This window comes from Pseudomonas sp. 18173 (genome assembly GCF_050432945.1).
In the GTDB taxonomy this organism is placed as follows: domain Bacteria; phylum Pseudomonadota; class Gammaproteobacteria; order Pseudomonadales; family Pseudomonadaceae; genus Aquipseudomonas.
In genome coordinates this window covers 19,003-35,409 of the sequence record NZ_JBKFTN010000012.1, presented here as the reverse complement: position 1 = coordinate 35,409, position 16,407 = coordinate 19,003, and the positions used below count along the sequence as shown (strand labels likewise).

Annotated in this window: 18 protein-coding genes; 10 read left to right on the top strand and 8 right to left on the bottom strand. The window is 62.7% G+C overall.

What is annotated here, in order from left to right:
* Positions 1-69: 69 nt before the first annotated feature.
* Positions 70-1,434: an MFS transporter gene (locus tag ACLD1X_RS15020; RefSeq protein ID WP_429368881.1), complete on the top strand. Its 1,365-nt coding sequence runs from the start codon at positions 70-72 to the stop codon at positions 1,432-1,434.
* A gap of 125 nt (positions 1,435-1,559) precedes the next feature.
* Here the strand turns inward: ACLD1X_RS15020 and ACLD1X_RS15015 are convergent, their stop codons facing one another.
* Positions 1,560-2,435, bottom strand: coding sequence for a LysR substrate-binding domain-containing protein (locus ACLD1X_RS15015; protein WP_429368879.1), 876 nt, complete (start codon positions 2,433-2,435; stop codon positions 1,560-1,562).
* Between the two features lie 284 nt (positions 2,436-2,719).
* Between ACLD1X_RS15015 and ACLD1X_RS15010 the strand changes: the two genes are divergently transcribed.
* Positions 2,720-3,118 carry a response regulator gene (locus ACLD1X_RS15010; protein ID WP_429368877.1) on the top strand — a complete coding sequence of 133 codons (399 nt, stop codon included), beginning with the start codon at positions 2,720-2,722 and terminating at the stop codon, positions 3,116-3,118.
* A 67-nt stretch (positions 3,119-3,185) separates the two neighbouring features.
* Complete coding sequence (locus ACLD1X_RS15005; RefSeq protein WP_429368875.1) at positions 3,186-3,851, top strand: HAD-IA family hydrolase; 666 nt, start codon at positions 3,186-3,188, stop codon at positions 3,849-3,851.
* A gap of 100 nt (positions 3,852-3,951) precedes the next feature.
* Here the strand turns inward: ACLD1X_RS15005 and ACLD1X_RS15000 are convergent, their stop codons facing one another.
* Together ACLD1X_RS15000 and ACLD1X_RS14995 are read right to left on the bottom strand one after the other, a co-directional pair.
* A complete protein-coding gene (locus ACLD1X_RS15000) occupies positions 3,952-4,611 on the bottom strand; it encodes a methyltransferase family protein (RefSeq protein WP_429368873.1) in 660 nt (219 codons plus the stop codon).
* A 112-nt stretch (positions 4,612-4,723) separates the two neighbouring features.
* Complete coding sequence (locus ACLD1X_RS14995; protein WP_429368871.1) at positions 4,724-5,671, bottom strand: GlxA family transcriptional regulator; 948 nt, start codon at positions 5,669-5,671, stop codon at positions 4,724-4,726.
* A 124-nt stretch (positions 5,672-5,795) separates the two neighbouring features.
* Between ACLD1X_RS14995 and ACLD1X_RS14990 the strand changes: the two genes are divergently transcribed.
* Both ACLD1X_RS14990 and ACLD1X_RS14985 read left to right on the top strand, forming a co-directional pair.
* Entirely contained in the window at positions 5,796-6,587 is a 792-nt protein-coding gene (locus ACLD1X_RS14990; RefSeq protein WP_429368869.1) for an SDR family NAD(P)-dependent oxidoreductase, read from the top strand.
* Positions 6,588-6,689: 102 nt separating this feature from the next.
* Entirely contained in the window at positions 6,690-7,622 is a 933-nt protein-coding gene (locus ACLD1X_RS14985; RefSeq protein ID WP_429368867.1) for a pyridoxal-phosphate dependent enzyme, read from the top strand.
* Between the two features lie 53 nt (positions 7,623-7,675).
* Here ACLD1X_RS14985 and ACLD1X_RS14980 read toward each other — a convergent pair whose 3' ends face one another.
* Positions 7,676-7,996 carry a DUF2388 domain-containing protein gene (locus tag ACLD1X_RS14980; RefSeq protein WP_429368865.1) on the bottom strand — a complete coding sequence of 107 codons (321 nt, stop codon included), beginning with the start codon at positions 7,994-7,996 and terminating at the stop codon, positions 7,676-7,678.
* Between the two features lie 189 nt (positions 7,997-8,185).
* Here ACLD1X_RS14980 and ACLD1X_RS14975 point away from each other — a divergent pair, with 189 nt between their 5' ends.
* Both ACLD1X_RS14975 and ACLD1X_RS14970 read left to right on the top strand, forming a co-directional pair.
* A complete protein-coding gene (locus ACLD1X_RS14975) occupies positions 8,186-9,295 on the top strand; it encodes an NAD(P)/FAD-dependent oxidoreductase (protein WP_429369142.1) in 1,110 nt (369 codons plus the stop codon).
* 72 nt (positions 9,296-9,367) lie between these two features.
* Complete coding sequence (locus ACLD1X_RS14970) at positions 9,368-9,964, top strand: DinB family protein (RefSeq protein ID WP_429368863.1); 597 nt, start codon at positions 9,368-9,370, stop codon at positions 9,962-9,964.
* On the opposite strand, the gene ACLD1X_RS14965 is transcribed toward ACLD1X_RS14970, so the two are convergent.
* Both ACLD1X_RS14965 and ACLD1X_RS14960 read right to left on the bottom strand, forming a co-directional pair.
* Positions 9,885-10,805, bottom strand: coding sequence for a LysR substrate-binding domain-containing protein (locus ACLD1X_RS14965; protein ID WP_429368861.1), 921 nt, complete (start codon positions 10,803-10,805; stop codon positions 9,885-9,887). The two genes, ACLD1X_RS14970 and ACLD1X_RS14965, sit on opposite strands and share 80 nt — an antisense overlap.
* Complete coding sequence (locus tag ACLD1X_RS14960; protein ID WP_429368859.1) at positions 10,802-11,788, bottom strand: LysR substrate-binding domain-containing protein; 987 nt, start codon at positions 11,786-11,788, stop codon at positions 10,802-10,804. Before ACLD1X_RS14960 ends, ACLD1X_RS14965 begins: the two co-directional genes overlap by 4 nt.
* Before the next feature lie 114 nt (positions 11,789-11,902).
* Between ACLD1X_RS14960 and ACLD1X_RS14955 the strand changes: the two genes are divergently transcribed.
* Genes ACLD1X_RS14955 through ACLD1X_RS14945 form a run of 3 tightly spaced genes read left to right on the top strand, consistent with a single transcriptional unit; the run spans position 11,903 to position 14,157 of the window.
* Positions 11,903-12,919 (top strand): aldo/keto reductase, encoded by a 1,017-nt coding sequence (locus ACLD1X_RS14955; protein ID WP_429368857.1) that lies wholly within the window; start codon positions 11,903-11,905, stop codon positions 12,917-12,919.
* Between the two features lie 2 nt (positions 12,920-12,921).
* A complete protein-coding gene (locus tag ACLD1X_RS14950; protein WP_429368855.1) occupies positions 12,922-13,719 on the top strand; it encodes an SDR family NAD(P)-dependent oxidoreductase in 798 nt (265 codons plus the stop codon).
* A 27-nt stretch (positions 13,720-13,746) separates the two neighbouring features.
* The gene (locus ACLD1X_RS14945) at positions 13,747-14,157 is read left to right on the top strand and encodes an SRPBCC family protein (RefSeq protein WP_429368853.1); all 411 of its coding nucleotides are present in this window, start codon (positions 13,747-13,749) and stop codon (positions 14,155-14,157) included.
* A 142-nt stretch (positions 14,158-14,299) separates the two neighbouring features.
* Here the strand turns inward: ACLD1X_RS14945 and ACLD1X_RS14940 are convergent, their stop codons facing one another.
* A complete protein-coding gene (locus tag ACLD1X_RS14940; protein ID WP_429368851.1) occupies positions 14,300-15,703 on the bottom strand; it encodes a sensor histidine kinase in 1,404 nt (467 codons plus the stop codon).
* Positions 15,681-16,364, bottom strand: a complete 684-nt coding sequence (locus ACLD1X_RS14935; RefSeq protein WP_429368849.1) for a response regulator transcription factor — start codon at positions 16,362-16,364, stop codon at positions 15,681-15,683. Before ACLD1X_RS14935 ends, ACLD1X_RS14940 begins: the two co-directional genes overlap by 23 nt.
* Positions 16,365-16,407 lie beyond the last annotated feature (43 nt).

Here is a 16,407-nt window from a genome sequence, read left to right as displayed (position 1 = left end):
CGCTCCTACAAGACGACAGAAAAGCGATCGGTTTCATTTCTCCGTCAATAACAACAATTGGAGACTTACATGTCCGTACAACCGGTAAAAATCGACGATCTGCCCATCGGCCGCTTTCACATCAAGATCGCCGGCCTGACCTTCGGCGCGCACTTCACCGACGGCTACATCCTCGGCCTGATCGGTATCGCTTTCACCCTGCTGAGCCCGCAGATGCAACTGGATGCATTCTGGCAGGGCCTGATCGGCGCTTCGGCACTGATCGGCCTGTTTCTCGGCAGCCTGTTCTTTGGCTGGATTTCCGACAAGGTCGGCCGGCAGAAAATCTTCCTGGTCAGCTTTGTACTGATCACCATCGCTTCGGTGATGCAGTTCTACGTGGAATCGGCCATGGCGCTGTTCCTGTGCCGGGTGCTGATCGGCATCGGCCTGGGCGGTGACTTCAGTGTCGGCCACGCCATGCTCGCCGAGTTCTCGCCGAAGAAGCATCGCGGCGTGTTGCTCGGCTCTTTCAGCGTGATCTGGACATTCGGCTACGTCGCCGCGACTTTTGTCGGCACCGCCATGCTCAGCCTCGGCGACGACGCCTGGCGCTGGATGCTGGCTTCGTCGGCGATCCCGGCGGCATTGATCCTGATTGCCCGTATCGGCACCCCGGAATCGCCGCGCTGGCTGGTCAATCAGGGCCGCATTGCCGAGGCTCGTGCCATCGTCAAAAAGCACTTGGGCGAGCACGTCGAACTCGACGAAACCCCGTCCGGCGAAACCCGCTCCGGCTACGCGGTGCTGTTCAGCCGTGAATACCGCAAGCGCACGGCGTTCAACTGCCTGTTCTTCGTGTGCATCGTGATGCCGTACTTCGCCATCTACACCTTCCTGCCGTCGATCCTGCAGAAAATGGGCCTGGCCGAAGGTTTTGGCACCGAACTGATGTTGAACATGTTGCTGATCCTTGGTGCGTTGATCGGCATCTGGTGCACCATCAAGTTCACCCGGCGCGGGTTCCTGATCAACTCGTTCATCATTCTGGCGGTGGCGCTGTTCCTGCTGGCGGTGTTGCCGGGTAGCGCGGCATGGCTGATGGTGCTGGTGTTCGGCGCGTTCACCCTGGTGCTGTCGGCGGTGAGCAACCTGGTGGGCGTGTTCCCGGCCGAAAGCTTCCCGACCGAAGTGCGCGCCAGCGGGATCGGCCTGGCCACGGCAGTGAGTCGCCTGGGTTCGGCGATCAGTACCTTCCTGTTGCCGGTGAGCGTGGCGGGGATCGGCCTGAGCCCGACCATGGGCATTCTTGCGGCGATCCTGGCGATTGGCGCGTTGCTGTCGTGGGCGTGGGCGCCGGAGACCAAGTCGTTGACCTTGAGCCAGGCGTGCAAGGCGCAGAGTCCGGTGGAGGGTCATTCGTCGGTGGCTGTGAAAGCAGCGGCGACGATCTGACCGACTGTCGCAGATCCAACTGTGGGAGCGAGCCTGCTCGCGAAAGCGGTATGTCAGTCACCAATGACAGCGACTGACAGGACGCCTTCGCGAGCAGGCTCGCTCCCACAGGGGAGGGCGGTGTTTCAGGGATTGCTGACCACGTTCAGCCACTCGGTAAACAACCGCACCTTCGACAAGCCCTGTTTGTCGTTCGCCACATCCAGCCAATAGCCATACGGCCCGAGGACTTCCACCGGGGTGATCGGCAGCAGGCTGCCATTGGCCAGTTCCTTTTCGATCATCTGCCGATCGATCACCGCCAACCCGCCGCCCGCCAGTGCGGTGTGGATCACCTGGTCCAGGGTGCTGAATTCCAGACCTTGCCCGGCGTCGATGTCGTCCCGGCCCATGGCCGCCAGCCAGTTCTCCCAGACCTTCAGGCGTTTGCCGTCGTGCAGGATGTGCAGCAATGGAAATTGCCGCAGGTCCGGCGGCTGGTCACCGTTGAACAACTCCGGACTGGCCACGGCGATGTGCCGTTCCATCACCAGTAACCGGCTGCTGCAATGGCTGGCCGCTTCGAGGCCGAAGCGTATGTGGCAGTCGATTTCCGCCAGGCCTTCGTGGCCCATCTGGTTGGTCACGCTCAGGCTGATATCGGGGTAACGCTCGACGAATGCGCGCAAGTGTGCCGACAGCCAGCGAGTGGCCCAGGTCGGCGGTGCGACGATGCGCAGGCGTTGGCGCAGGTTGGGCACGCGTACGGCTTGCAGGGCCCGTTCGATATGGTCGAAGGCTTGCGCCAGATGCGGCGAGAGGGCAGTGCCGGTTTCGGTCAGGGTCAGGCCCTGGGGCGTGCGGATGAACAGCGCCACGCCAAGGTAGTCTTCAAGCTGTTTGATCTGCCGGCTGACGGCGCCCTGGGTGACGTTCAGGCTCAATGCCGCCTGACTGAAACTGCGATGCCGGGCGACTTCTTCGAAGATACGCAGCATGTTGAGCGAGGGCAGTTGACGCATGGAAGGGTGACTCCGCACCTGCCGCCGACAAGGGCCGCGTGGGGTACATGTTGAAGAGGGCGCATGGGGCCAGTGGTGCCTATCTGACTATCTGTGGCGGGGCGATGCAAGCGTTCTTTGGAGCGTCGCGATTATCCCCGTTTTCCAGGGGGCGACCACTTGTCGCCCTTTGTTGTTGGTTGCGCTGCATCTAAAATGAATTTCCGCCGAGTCCGCAGCTCTACCTTTCAGGTAGCGGGTTAGAGCCCGCGAATTCATAGAGGCAATCAGGGAGCGGCACGGCCATGAGTCGAGCATTGGCGGCGGGTGGAGATCTTCCTGGCGGGTTGATCCTGGTGGTTGAAGACGACCCGATGATCCTGGAGTTTCTCTGCGAGATTCTTCAGGAGGAAGGTTTTCTCGTCGAGCCGCACATCAGTGCGGACGCGGCGGTGATCTATCTGGAACAGCATGCACCGCAGGTGCACATGCTGTTGACGGACATCACCATGCCCGGCACGCTCAATGGCGCGGACCTGGCCAACCAGTTCGGCGATCGCTGGCCCGACAAGCCGATCATGATCATGTCCGGCTTCGAAACCCCGGAAAGCTCAGGCGTGCGGCACACCGTCTCTTTCATCAAGAAGCCCTGGATGATCGGCGGGCTGCTCGATTGTGTGGGCAAGACCTACAAGTCCAGGTGACTCAACTGACCCTCGCAGATGCTACATTGCCGGGAAAATCCGTCCGGCACCCGCGAGGTTTCCTTCCTTGGCTGATCACTCTGTATTCAACTCGACTTACCGCGCTTTTCTGTTCGACATGGACGGCACCGTCCTGACGTCCATTGCCGCCGCCGAGCGGGTCTGGACAACCTGGGCCGTGCGCCATGGTGTCGATGTCGACAGCTTCCTGCCGACCATTCACGGCGCCCGCGCCATCGACACCATCAGCCGGCTGGGGTTGCCCGGGGTGGATGCCGAGGCCGAAGCCGCGTGGATTACCGAAGCGGAAATCGAGGATGTCGATGGCGTCTTCGAAGTGGCGGGCGCGGCGAGATTCCTGCGGTCCTTGCCCGTCAAACAATGGGCCATCGTCACTTCCGCTCCACGGGAACTGGCATTGCGGCGGATGGCGGCGGCGGGGATCCCGGAGCCCGAGGTGATGGTGACTGCCGAGGACGTCACAGCTGGCAAACCCGACCCTGCGGGGTACAGGCTCGCGGCCCGGCGCCTGGGTGTCGAGCCTGGGCAGTGCCTGGTTTTTGAGGACGCCACGGTGGGGATTCTGGCGGCTGAAGCGGCGGGGACGGATTTGATGATTGTCACGGCGACCCATGAGCAGCCGATCAGGACCGTGCATGCGACGTTGGTCGACTATGAGCGGGTTGGTGTTGGCGTGGACGCCGACGGACTCCTGAGTGTGCGCAAAACCTAGTGGGAGCGAGCCTGCTCGCGAAGGCTTCTGTCAGGCAATACAGTATCGACGGACACATCGCATTCGCGGGCAAGCCCGCTCCCACAGGGGGAAGTGTGTGTCAGTAGAGCCCGGGAACCAGCCGCCAGGAGCGGGCGCAATAGGCCTCGTATTCGCTGCCGAACTGCGCCCTCAGCAGGGCCTCTTCCGAGTGAATCCGGGCAATCAGCGGGATCAGGGTCAACGCCGCCAGCAACAGGCCGACGCTCGAACGAAACGCCAGCGCCCAGCCCACGGCGATGACCATCATCCCCAGATAACTGGGGTTGCGCAGGTTGCGGTAAATGCCCTCGGTGACCAGTCGATGCCCCGGCTGGATGGCCACCAGTCCGCTGAAGCGTTTGCCCAACACGAATACGGGCCACAACCGCAGTGCGCCGCCCGCGATGAATAACAGCGCCCCGAGCCAGCGCACGCCTTCACCACCGAATGTCCAGAAGTCGATGTGGTCGGTGTAGGCCGGCAGAAAACCGCTCAGCACACCGATCACGCCGAAGGCCGGGAGGACCCAGCGATTGGCCCGGTCTTCGCGTTCCCCCGAACTCAGGTTGACCTCGCTGAACAGTGATACGACGGCCATGACCAGAGTGGCCAAGGCGACGACGAGCAGTGAACCGTGGCTGAAATAAGCCGCGAATCCACCCAGCCCCCAGATCGCCAGGCCAAGGTAGGCGAGGGTGCTGACGACGGCGAAAAACGCCAGTCTGGCCGAGATTTTCATAAAAGCCTCACACGCTGAACAGGGCTTCCTTTCATTGTAGGAGCTGGCTTGCCAGCGATGGCGTTTGAAGACTCGATGCAGGCTTCAAAGGCCATCGCCGGCAAGCCGACGCCTACTCAAGCATCTCTGCTCTGGCGCTGCGCCGAATCACCTGTGGCGGTTGCCCGAACGCCCGCAGGAACGTTTCGCGCATGCGGCGGCGGTCAGTGAAGCCGGTTTCCAGGGCGATCTGGTCAAGGGTCAGGCGTCCGCGTTCAAGCATCTGTCGCGCCGCTTCCAGGCGCAGGTTTTCGATGGCCTTGGCCGGCGATTGCCCGGTTTCCGCGCGAAATGCCCGGCTGAATTGCCGGGGGCTGAGGTTGGCCACTTGCGCCAGTTGTTCCACCGAAAGGGGCTGGGCGAGGTGTTCCCGGGCGTAGCCGAGCACGGTTTGAATGCGATCGGATTTCGGCGCCAGTTCCAGCAGCGCCGAGTGTTGTGACTGGCCGCCAGCGCGGCGGTGGTACATCACCAGCTTCTGCGCCACGGCGCGGGCCAGCTCGGCGCCGTGGTCCTTTTCCACCATGGCCAGCGCGAGGTCGATGCCCGCCGTCATGCCGGCGGAGGTCCAGATCGAACCGTCGATCACATAGATGCGGTCGGCCTCGACCTTGATCGCCGGAAACCGCGCCTGCAGTTCCCGGGCGTAGGCCCAGTGGGTGGTGGCTCGCCGTCCGTCGAGCAGGCCGGCCTGGGCCATGACGAACGCCCCGGAGCAGATCGACGCCGTCCGGCGTGCCGTGTTGATGCTGGCCCGCAAGTAATCCAGCACGGCCTCGGGCGCCTGTCCGACGATGCAATCGCCACCGACCACGATCACGGTGTCGTACACGCGCTGATCGAAGGGTTCGGTGCCGACGCTCAAACCGCCGGAGGCCCGCAGGGTTTCACCGTTTTCGGACAGCACGCGCACGTCATACAACGTTTCGGCGGCACTGAAATTGGCGTACTCGAACACCGGCATTGCAGCCAGTGCCATGGACTGGAAACCCTCGAAAACCACGAACGCCACGCTGATCATGGACCTGTCCTCAAACGGTAATGTCCTGAAAACGTACTTTAAACGTCATTTGAGACAAGCGTAAGTCCCTTTATAACGGTCTGCACCCGGCGAATCTCTCGCCTCACCGTAGAGGAGTTGCACCATGGCGCTCTCATCCAAAGGCACTGCACTGATCACCGGCGCTTCTTCGGGCATTGGCGCGGTCTATGCCGACCGCCTCGCCCGGCAGGGTTACGACCTGATCCTGGTGGCCCGTAGCCAGGGCAAACTCGAAGCGCTGGCCAATCACTTGAGCGACCAGACCGGGCGCACCGTGCAAGTGGTTGCCGCCGACCTGAAGAACAAGGCGGATTCGCTGCGGGTCGAACAGATCCTGCGCAGCGACGCCAGCATCACCCTGTTGGTCAACAACGCCGGAGTCGGTGGCGTCATGCCGCTGCTCGACAGTCCCGTGGACGACATGGAAGCGATGATCAACCTCAACGTGACCGCGTTGATGCGCCTGGCCTACGCCGCCGTACCGGGCTTCGTCGCCCGGCGTACCGGCACCGTGATCAATATCGCCTCGATCGTCGCCATCGCCCCGGAAACGCTCAATGGCGTGTACGGCGCCACCAAGGCGTTCGTGTTGGGCCTGAGCCAATCGATGCAGCATGAACTGGCCGGCCTTGGTATACGCATCCAGGCTGTATTGCCGGGCGCGACCGCCACCGACTTCTGGAACGTGGCCGGCAACCCGGTGGAAAATCTGCCGAAGGAAATCGTCATGTCCGCCGAAGACATGGTCGATGCCGCGCTCGTCGGCCTGGCGGCAGGCGAAGTGGTGACCATTCCCGGCCTGCATGACGGCAGCCAGTGGGACCGCTACGAAGCCCAGCGCAATACCCTGTCCGGGTTGTTCCACAACACCGCGCCAGCGCCGCGCTATCGCTGAAACGGTCGCCCCGGGGCCGGGTGAACTAAGCTTGGGAGAGAGGACCGTTCACCACCGGCTCGTGCAAGCCCGACGAGCCGGTGGCGTGTAACAGGAGCCCATATGCTTCACATCCGCACGCCTTTGATCCTGCACCCTGGCCTGTCGACCCCGACCCGCCGTATCTGGCTGAAACTGGAAAACCTGCAACCTGGCGGCTCGTTCAAGATACGCGGCATCGGCTTGCTGTGCAGCCGGGCGGCGCAGCAGGGCAAACGCAAGGTGGTCTGTCCCTCCGGCGGTAACGCGGGACTGGCAACCGCCATGGCTGCGGCATGCCTGGGGCTCAAGGCCTGCATCGTGGTGCCGAACACCACCCCGCAAAGTACCCGGGCGCGAATCAGCAATACCGGTGCCGAGGTGATCGTGCATGGCAAGGTCTGGGACGAAGCCAATCAACGGGCACGGGAACTCGCCCAGGACCCGCGCACTGAATTCGTGCCGGCCTTCGACCACCCGGTGTTGTGGGAAGGCCACAGCACCATGGTCGATGAAATCCTTGAAGACTGTCCGCCCGTGGATGTGCTGGTGACATCGGTGGGCGGCGGTGGCTTGCTGGCGGGGCTGCTCACCGGCCTGATTCGTCATCGGCACACCGATTGCCGCATTGTTGCCTGCGAAACCGAAGGCGCGGCGTCGTTCGCTGCGGCGGTGGCGGCCGGGTACCCGGTCAAACTGGCGAAAATCGACACGGTTGCCACGTCCCTGGGCGCGGCACAAGTGGCCACCTGGCCGGTCAAGCACATCGGCGAATTCCCCTACGAGTGCGTGGTGCTCAGTGATGATGAGGCGATCATGGGGGTGGTGCGTTACGCCAATGACTTGCGTCAGTTGGTCGAGCCGGCGTGCGGCGTTTCATTGGCGATTGCCTATCTGGATCACCCGGCGATTGCCGATGCCCATGACGTGGTGATCGTGGTGTGTGGCGGGGTGAGTATCAACGCGCAACTGGTGGCCGGGTGGGCACGCTTGTCCACAGGCACGCAGGTGAGGTAGGGCCGCAAACGCTATCCCGGTGTCACAAGCCCCACCGCTGGCGATGGCGATCTTCAGTGATCGGTGGCAACGCCATCCTGGACGAGAATGGCGCGGGCCAGGTCTTCGTCGCTTGCGTTGTTGAGGGCAGGATTGTCCTGACGGATCTTTTTCAACACCGCCTCCAGATAGGCTCCACGGATCGCACCGCCACTGGCGACGAAGCTGGAGGCGTCATCCCGGGCGGGAATCATGAGTTTGTGGTCTTTGAACGTTGAGTACAGCGAGGCGGAAACCCCGGCCGAGGTGGCGACATCTTCGGCATCCACTTTGGCCAGAGCCGAACCTGCGGGCAAACAAAGTACCAGGGAAGAAATGATCAACAATCGGCGCATGACGGTGTCCTCCGACAGCATGAAGCATAAGGGAAGTACCACATAATTTAGGATGCGCGGCGCTTGCCAAGAGTTCCCCGTGGCTGCCGGATCGGCACATGGGCCGGTAATTTCATGGCCTTGGCGCTGGCGATTTTCGCCTGCCTGGTCGACTATCGGCAGCAAGAGCGGGGAGAGAGGGCAGGGCCGTTGAACGTCGATATTCAAAGCGTGGTGATCGGGGCGGGCGTCGTCGGGTTGGCGGTGGCCAGGGCCCTGGCCATGAGCGGGCGGGACGTGCTGGTGGTCGAGGCGGGTGAAGGCATCGGCACAGGCATCAGTTCGCGTAACTCGGAAGTGATTCATGCCGGCATCTACTACCCGCAGGGCAGCCTCAAGGCGCAGTTGTGCGTGGAGGGCAAGCAGCGTCTCTACGCTTTTTGTGACGGGCACGGCGTTGATTACCGGCGCGTGGGCAAGCTGATCGTCGCCACCGATGAGCAACAACGCTCGGCTTTGCAGCGCCTGTTGCAGCAGGGGCGCCTTAATGGCGTCGATGACCTGCAATGGCTCGATGGTGCGCAGGCCCGGGAGCTTGAACCGGCGTTGTCCTGCGTCGCGGCGCTGTGGTCGCCTTCTACCGGCATCGTCGATTCCCACGGTTTGATGCTGGCGCTACAGGGCGATGCAGAGAGGTTCGCAGCGACGCTGGCTTTGCGCACGCCGCTGCTGTCGGCCCGCTGCACTGAACAAGGCTTCGAACTGCACATGGGCGGCACTCAACCCATGACGCTGGGTTGCCGCGAATTGATCAACTGCGCGGGGTTGTCCGCTCCCGAGGTGGCGAACAGCATCGTCGACCTGCCTGCGCCATTCATTCCCCGGGCGCATTTGTGCAAGGGCAGTTATTTCAGTTTCAGCGGCCGGGCGCCGTTTCGCCATCTGGTGTACCCGGCCCCGGAGAGCGCGGGCCTGGGTGTGCACATGACGCTCGACCTCGGCGGGCAGGCGCGCTTCGGGCCGGATGTCGAATGGGTCGAGCATATTGATTACCGCGTCGATCCCCGGCGGGCCGAGGGGTTCTATCAGGCGATCCGCCGTTATTGGCCGGGTTTGCCGGACAACAGCCTGCAACCGGCCTACAGCGGCATTCGCCCGAAAATCAGCGGGCCGAGCGAGCCGGTCGCTGACTTTCTCATCAGCGGATGCGCCGAACATGGCGTGCCGGGGCTGGTGAACCTGTTCGGCATCGAATCGCCGGGGCTGACCAGTTGCCTGGCGCTCGCCGAGCGGGTGGTGGCGCTTCTGGACGACCGATGATCAGTGCCGGCGCTGCCTTGCGGGCATCGGGTCTATGCTAGGGAGTGCGCTTACCGCCATCGGAGAACTCTGATGATCACCGTACGCACTGCCTGTCTGCTGGCCGATTACAAACGCTGGGCCAATCAGCGACTGTTTGACAGCCTCGCGGCACTTCCTCCAGGCGAAGTCAAAAAAGAACGGGTGTCGGTGTTCAAGAACATGATCGGCACCCTCAATCATGTCTACGTGGTGGATTGCATCTGGCGGGCGCACCTTGAAGGCCGGGGGCACGGCTTCAAGACTTCACACGATCTGCTGCACGCCAATCTGGCCGAATTGCGCATGGCGCAAAAAGACATCGATCGCTGGTATTGCGACTGGAGCGCCCGGCAAACCGATGCCTCTCTGGACAAGCCCGTGGAGTTCACCTTTGTCTCGGGCGAAAGCGGCGTCATGAGCGCCGGCGCGATGCTGATGCACGTGGTCAACCACGCCAGCTATCACCGTGGCTGGGTGGTGCAGATGTACTTCGAGATCCCGGCCATGCCACCGGTCACCGACATGCCGGTGTATCTGCGCGAGTCCGAGCCGGTGTTCCTGCAGACGATCAATGCCCCGACAGTGGCGCCGACATGTGCTGTACAATTTTCGAGCGCAACCAGCGTTCTGCCGGATCGTTATCGTTGACCCCGTTCCAGACCATCGACAGTTCCGACAGGTTGATATCGAACGGGGCATCGTCCGCCCGTAACTGACTGCTGCCTTCGATCAACGCACTGGCCGCGTAATCCGGCACGGTGGCGAGCAAGTCAGTACCGGCCAGCAAGGCCCGCAACCCCGCGAACTGTGGCACCGCCAACACCACCCGGCGCGAACGGCCGATCCGTGCCAGGTCGTTGTCGATGGCGCCGCTCAGATCCCCGGAAAACGACACCAGTGCGTGGGGACGTTCGCAGAACTCGTCCAGGGTCAACGGCCCGGGACGGTCATCGCCGCGCAGGATCTTCACACTCAAATCGCGCAATTTCCTGCGCTTGGCGTTGGCCGGCAACTCCGTGGTATAGCTGATGCCGACGGAAATTTCGCCACTGGCCAGCATCGAAGACATCAGCAGGAAATTCACCCGGCGCACCACCACCACGACGTTCTGCGCCTCCTCGCGAATCTGCTTGAGCAGCGGCGGAAACAGGCCGAATTCGGCGTCGTCGGACAGGCCGATGCGAAACACGTCGCGACTGGTGGAGGGTTCGAAATCCTTGGCCCGGCTGACCGCACCGGAAATGGTGTCCATCGCCGGCTGCAACTCCTTGAGAATCTGCAATGCCCGCGGGGTCGGCTCCAGGGTTCGACCGTTGCGTACCAGCAAGGGGTCGTCGAACAGATCGCGCAGCTTTGCCAGCGATGCGCTGACAGCGGGCTGGCCGAGGAACAGCTTTTCCCCGGCCCGGGTCAGGTTCTTCTCGAACATCAGGGTTTCGAAAATCACCAGCAGGTTCATGTCCACGCGGCGCAGGTCATTGCGGTTCATGCCGGGGTTCTCGGTGGGCTTTGGAGTCTTCTCAGTAAAGCACCAAACCCCGCGCAATCTAGAGTCCGCTGATGACCTGTGGGAGCGCCACAGGTGTCAGGTTCGGTCAACATTTTGCGGAAGGTTTCCACCAACGGCCGCAGGTTGATCCGGTGCCACGCCGCCCACAGCGGCCTGGTGAGGGAAATCCACGGCACTTCCCTTAGCACCACGCCAGGCGGTGCGTTGCGGCTCAAGCCTTTCTGGATCATGGCGATACCCAGTCCCGAGGCCACCAGGGCCATTGCCGTGAAAGGGCCGGTGGCTTCCATGCGGATGTCCGGGGTGAAGCCGGCGCGGATGCAGGCACTGATGAAGTCTTCGCGGCTGGTGGAATTCTGGTGGTGCTGCACGCCGATCCATTCCTGCTCGGCGAGATCTTGCGGAGTCAGCACGGCCTGTTGCGCCAGCGGATGGTGCTCGGGCAGGGCCAGCAGCATCGGGTCGTCCAGCACTTGAAAGCCCAGCAGGTCCGGATCGTCTTCGGCGGGTGGTTCGCTGACCAGTGCGATGTCGAGGCTGCGCTGGCGCAGACCTTCAAGCTGTTCGTTAGAACGAAGGTTATACAACGCCACATGCACGTTCGGCCGTTCGACCCGCAACACGCGCAGGGCATTGGGCAGCACGCCGGCGTGCATGGCGTTTTCGATGTAGCCGATGCACAAACCGCCTTCTTCACCGCGCCCCAGACGCTTGCCGAGGGATTCCAGGCGATTGGCGTGGGTCAGCAGGGCGCGGGTTTCGGCGAGGAAGGTCTGGCCGTCGCGGGTCAGGCGGATGCGTTGCTGGCTGCGCTCGAACAGGGTCAGGCCCAGGCGCTCTTCGAGCTGGGCGATCTGCCGGCTCAGGGGCGACTGGGAAATGTGCAGGCGTTCGGCGGCGCGCCCGACGTGTTCTTCTTCGGCGACGGCGACGAAGTAGCGCAATTGGCGGATGTCGATCATGTCAGACCTTAAGGGACTCAAGTACTGCACATTATGTCTTGGACGGTCCGATCCTCGCAATCTAGGATCTGCTCAACGGTCACCCATGACCCCTGAGACTCAAGAGGATTCACCATGAGCTTGAAAGACAAACTGCCCGGCGCGCTGGGTTTCGGCACCGCCCCTTTGGGCAACATGTTCCGCGCCATTCCTGAAGATGAGGCGCAAGCCACCGTTCATGCGGCCTGGGATGCCGGCGTGCGTTACTTCGATACCGCGCCGTTCTACGGTTCGGGCCTGTCGGAAATTCGCCTCGGCGAGGCACTGTCGCGCTACAACCGTGACGACTATGTGCTCAGCAGCAAGGTCGGCCGGGTGATTCTCGATGAAGTCGAAGACGCCGCCGCCCGTGACCTGGGCGAGAAGAGCGGGGTGTTCGAACACGGCCGCCCGAACAGGATCGTCAACGACTACAGCGCCGACGCCACCCTGCGTTCGATCGAGGACAGCCTCAAGCGGTTGCAGACAGACCGCCTGGACATCGTCTGGGTCCACGACATCGCCCAGGACTTCTACGGCGATCAATGGCTGGAGTACTTCAACCAGGCCCGTACCGGTGCCTTCAAAGTGCTGACTCGCCTGCGTGAGGAAGGCGTGATCAAGGGCTGGGGTCTTGGCGTGAACAAGGTTGAGCCTTGCGAGCTGACCCTTGATCTGAGCGAGGCGCAGCCAGACGGCTTTCTGCTGGCGGGTCGCTACACTCTTCTGGACCACGATCGTGCCTTGCAGCGTCTGATGGACGCCGCCCTGGCGCAGAACGTCGAGATCGTGGTCGGCGGACCTTACAGTTCGGGCATCCTGGCCGGTGGTGCGCACTTCGAGTACCAGAAAGCCAGCCCGGCAATCATCCATAAAGTCGAGCAGATCAAACGTATCGCGGCGGCCCATGGCGTTGATATCAAGGCCGCTGCATTGCAGTTCTCGTTGGCTAACCCCGCCGTTGCGGCGGTGATTCCCGGTTCCAGCCGCCCAGAGCGGATTGTCGAAGATGTCGCCGCGCTGTCAGCGGCGATCCCAGCAGCCTTCTGGCAAGCAATGCGCGAAGCGAAACTGGTGTCCGAGCGCGCACCGTTGCCGATCATTGGAGCATGAGCATGAAAATCGATCTGACTGGAAAACTCGCCATTGTCAGCGGCAGCACCGCCGGCATTGGCCTGGGCATCAGCAAGGCGCTGGCCGAATCCGGCGCCACGGTGGTCGTGATCGGCCGCGAGACGGCCAAGGTCGAGCAGGCTGTGGCGAGCATTCGCCAGCAAGTGCCGGGTGCTCAATTGCGTGGGCTGACTGCCGATCTCGGAACGCTCGAAGGTGCGCAAAAACTGTTCGCCGCCGAGCCAAGGGCCGACATCCTGGTGAACAACCTGGGGATCTACAACGCGGTTGATTTCTTTGACACCCCCGACAGCGAGTGGACGCGGTTCTATGAGGTCAACGTGATCTCCGGTGTGCGCCTGTCCCGGCATTACGTGCCGGACATGGTCAAGCAGGGTTGGGGGCGGGTGATTTTCCTGTCTTCGGAATCCGGGATCGCGATACCGGCCGACATGCTCAACTACGGCGTGACCAAAAGCGCCAACCTGGCGGTGTCCCATGGGCTGGCCAAGCTGCTCGCGGGCACCGGGGTGACGGTCAATGCGATCCTGCCGGGGCCGACATTGACCGACGGCGTGGAGCAGATGCTCAAGGACGCCACTGCCGAATCGGGGCGCAGCGTTCGCGAAGAGGCCGACGCCTTCGTGCGCAGCGCCCGGCCAACGTCGATCATCCAGCGCGTGGCGGATGTCGAGGAAGTGGCGAACCTGGTGGCCTACATCGCTTCGCCGCTATCCTCGGCCACCACCGGTGCTGCCCTGCGGGTCGACGGCGGTGTCGTCGACAGCATGGCCATCTGAACCTTATTGATTAAAAGAGAGCATTACATGGCAACTGCATCAGCCTTTATCGACATCCCGGCCTCGGCCGAACAGGTCTGGCAATTGATTGGCGGTTTCAACTCGCTGCCGGACTGGCTGCCGTTCATTCCCAAGAGCGAACTCAGCGACGGCGGGCGCGTGCGCCACCTGCAAACGGCGGACGGCGCGGTGATCATCGAACGCCTGCAAGCCTTCGACAACGCGGGCCAAACCTACAGCTACTCGATTGTGCAGGCACCCTTTCCGGCGACTGATTATCTGGCGACGATCAAGGTTCAAGCGCAAGGCGAGGGCGCGCGGGTGACCTGGTCCGGTCAGTTCGAACCGGTGGGCGTGAGCAACGAGGAAGTGGTGGCGTTGTTTACCGGCATCTATCAGGGTGGACTTGAGGCATTGCGGGCCAATTACCCGGCCTGACAGGCACGCCACCAATCCCTGTGTGGGAGCGGGCTTGCTCGCGAATGCGGAGCATCAGGCGATATATTTTTACCTGATGTACCGCCTTCGCGAGCAAGCCCGCTCCCACATTAAGGGATCTGTTTTGATCCTGGGGTGAACACTAGGCTTGAGGAATCAAACTCTCCCGACAATCGAGCACCAGCCGCGCACCGCCCAGTTCGCTGCTGCCCACCTCCAGCGTAAACCCGTGCAGGCTGACGATCGCCGCGACGATGGACAGCCCCAGGCCGAAACCGCTTTTCTGATTGCCCGCCTCGGCGCGATAGAAACGCTGGAACACCGCTTTACGTTCCGACTCGGGGATGCCCGGGCCGGAGTCGAGCACTTCGATCCGCGTGTGCCCGCCATCGTTGACCCCGCGCAAGATCACCGCGCCACCGGGCGGGGTGAATTTGATCGAGTTGCTCAACAGGTTCGCCACGGCTTCGAACAGCAGTGCCCGGTCACCATTGAGCGGTGGCAACGACGCGGGCAGGTGCAGCTGAAACACCAGGCCATCGTCTTCCGCCAGGGGCAGGTAGAACTCATGCAGTTCCTGCAGCAACGCCACCGGGTCCAGTTGCACGAAGCCGGAGCGGCGCTGGCGGTCTTCCAGTTCGGAAATGCGCAGCAAGCCACGAAAACGTGCCATCAGCGTATCGGCCTCGGCCAGCACCAGGTCCAGTTGCATGGCCTGCGGTGAACCTTCGCCGGCTTGCTGCTGCATGCGGTAAAGCTGCGCGCGCAGCCGGGTCAGGGGTGTGCGCAGGTCATGGGCGATGTTGTCGCACACGCCCTTGACCTCGTTCATCAGGCGCTCGATGCGTTCGAGCATGGCGTTGACGATGGCGGCGAGCATGTCCAGTTCGTCACGTCGATTGGACAGCGGCAAACGCCGGCTCAGGTCGCCAGCGACGATGGCTTCGGCGCTGGCCTGGATCCCGCGAATGCGTCGCAATGGCCGACGCCGCAGCAGATACCAGCCGATGATGCCTGGCACGATGGTCAGGGTCACCCCCCAGAACAGGGCGTGAAGGATGATCCGGGTCACGGCGAACAGCGAACCGTTGTCGCGCACCAGCACCAGCCAGCGGCCGTCGAGGGTGGGGGTTGCCACCGCGTCGCAACTGTCGGCGGGCAGCGTCTGGTCACCGGTGTCGTCGGAGGCGTCGCAGTCGCGCAGCGTGTGGATCCTGCCATCGAGCGGCAAGCCGTCCGGAATGTAGCGCAGGGCGCCGCTGAGGTAACGGTGGCGGGCGTCGAACAGGCCGTAGGCGTCAATGCCGCGGATGTCGAAGGTCATGCTGACGGCGAGGGCGTCCACCAGTTGCTCGCCCGAGAAGCGCGAGAACAGGTGCTGGCGTTGCATCAGTGAATGCTTGGCCAGGTTGTCCAGGTAAGCGGAAACCTCGTAGTACATGACCCCCATGAGAATCCCGCTCCAGATCACGAACAGCGAACTGTAGAGCGCCAGCAGACGGCTGCTGGAGGAACGCCAGCCTTTAGACGGGTTCGGCAATGACATAACCCGAGCCTCGCACGGTCCGAATCAGTGGGACATTGCCAGGCGGGTCGATCTTCTTGCGCAGACGGCCGATGTGGACGTCGATCAGGTTGGTGCCGGGGTCGAAGTGGTAACCCCAGACTTCTTCGAAAATCATCATCCGCGAGAGGATTTGCCCGGTATTGCGCATCAGGAATTCCAGCAGTTTGTATTCGGTGGGCAACAGCGTCAGCAGTTGACCGTCGCGGCTGGCTTCGTGGCTGATCAGGTTCAACTCCAGGTCCGCGACCCGCAGCGTGGTGGCCTGGGCGGTCACGTTATTCTGCCGGCGCAGCAGGACTTCGACCCGGGCGGCCATCTCATCGGTGGCGAAAGGTTTGGTCAGGTAGTCGTCGCCGCCGGCGCGCAAGCCGCGCACGCGCTCATCGACGTCGGACAGGGCGCTGATCATCAGGATCGGCGTGACCACGCCCATGGTCCGCAGCGTGGTGACAATCGCCAGGCCATCGAGCCCGGGCAACATGCGGTCGAGGGTGATCAGGTCATAGTTGCCGCTGACCGCGCGCTCCAGCCCTTCGCGGCCATTGTCGACCCAGTCGACGTCGAGGCCGTGGCTACTCAGTTCGGCGACAATTTCCCGGGCGGTCACGGCGTCGTCTTCGATGGTCAAGATGCGGGTCATGGGGCTGGCCTGATTAAATGTTCACAACGTTGTGCGGCATTTT

Bases quoted from the DNA above. Each gene is read 5' to 3' on its own strand.
- ACLD1X_RS14995 (WP_429368871.1), bottom strand. From the start codon at position 5,671: ATGATCAGCGTGGCGTTCGTGGTTTTCGAGGGTTTCCAGTCCATGGCA.
- ACLD1X_RS15010 (WP_429368877.1), top strand. From the start codon at position 2,720: ATGAGTCGAGCATTGGCGGCGGGTGGAGATCTTCCTGGCGGGTTGATC.
- ACLD1X_RS14985 (WP_429368867.1), top strand. From the start codon at position 6,690: ATGCTTCACATCCGCACGCCTTTGATCCTGCACCCTGGCCTGTCGACC.
- ACLD1X_RS14935 (WP_429368849.1), bottom strand. From the start codon at position 16,364: ATGACCCGCATCTTGACCATCGAAGACGACGCCGTGACCGCCCGGGAA.
- ACLD1X_RS14955 (WP_429368857.1), top strand. From the start codon at position 11,903: ATGAGCTTGAAAGACAAACTGCCCGGCGCGCTGGGTTTCGGCACCGCC.
- ACLD1X_RS14990 (WP_429368869.1), top strand. From the start codon at position 5,796: ATGGCGCTCTCATCCAAAGGCACTGCACTGATCACCGGCGCTTCTTCG.
- ACLD1X_RS14980 (WP_429368865.1), bottom strand. From the start codon at position 7,996: ATGCGCCGATTGTTGATCATTTCTTCCCTGGTACTTTGTTTGCCCGCA.
- ACLD1X_RS14950 (WP_429368855.1), top strand. From the start codon at position 12,922: ATGAAAATCGATCTGACTGGAAAACTCGCCATTGTCAGCGGCAGCACC.
- ACLD1X_RS14940 (WP_429368851.1), bottom strand. From the start codon at position 15,703: ATGTCATTGCCGAACCCGTCTAAAGGCTGGCGTTCCTCCAGCAGCCGT.
- ACLD1X_RS15020 (WP_429368881.1), top strand. From the start codon at position 70: ATGTCCGTACAACCGGTAAAAATCGACGATCTGCCCATCGGCCGCTTT.
- ACLD1X_RS15015 (WP_429368879.1), bottom strand. From the start codon at position 2,435: ATGCGTCAACTGCCCTCGCTCAACATGCTGCGTATCTTCGAAGAAGTC.
- ACLD1X_RS14970 (WP_429368863.1), top strand. From the start codon at position 9,368: ATGATCACCGTACGCACTGCCTGTCTGCTGGCCGATTACAAACGCTGG.
- ACLD1X_RS14945 (WP_429368853.1), top strand. From the start codon at position 13,747: ATGGCAACTGCATCAGCCTTTATCGACATCCCGGCCTCGGCCGAACAG.
- ACLD1X_RS14965 (WP_429368861.1), bottom strand. From the start codon at position 10,805: ATGAACCGCAATGACCTGCGCCGCGTGGACATGAACCTGCTGGTGATT.
- ACLD1X_RS14960 (WP_429368859.1), bottom strand. From the start codon at position 11,788: ATGATCGACATCCGCCAATTGCGCTACTTCGTCGCCGTCGCCGAAGAA.
- ACLD1X_RS15000 (WP_429368873.1), bottom strand. From the start codon at position 4,611: ATGAAAATCTCGGCCAGACTGGCGTTTTTCGCCGTCGTCAGCACCCTC.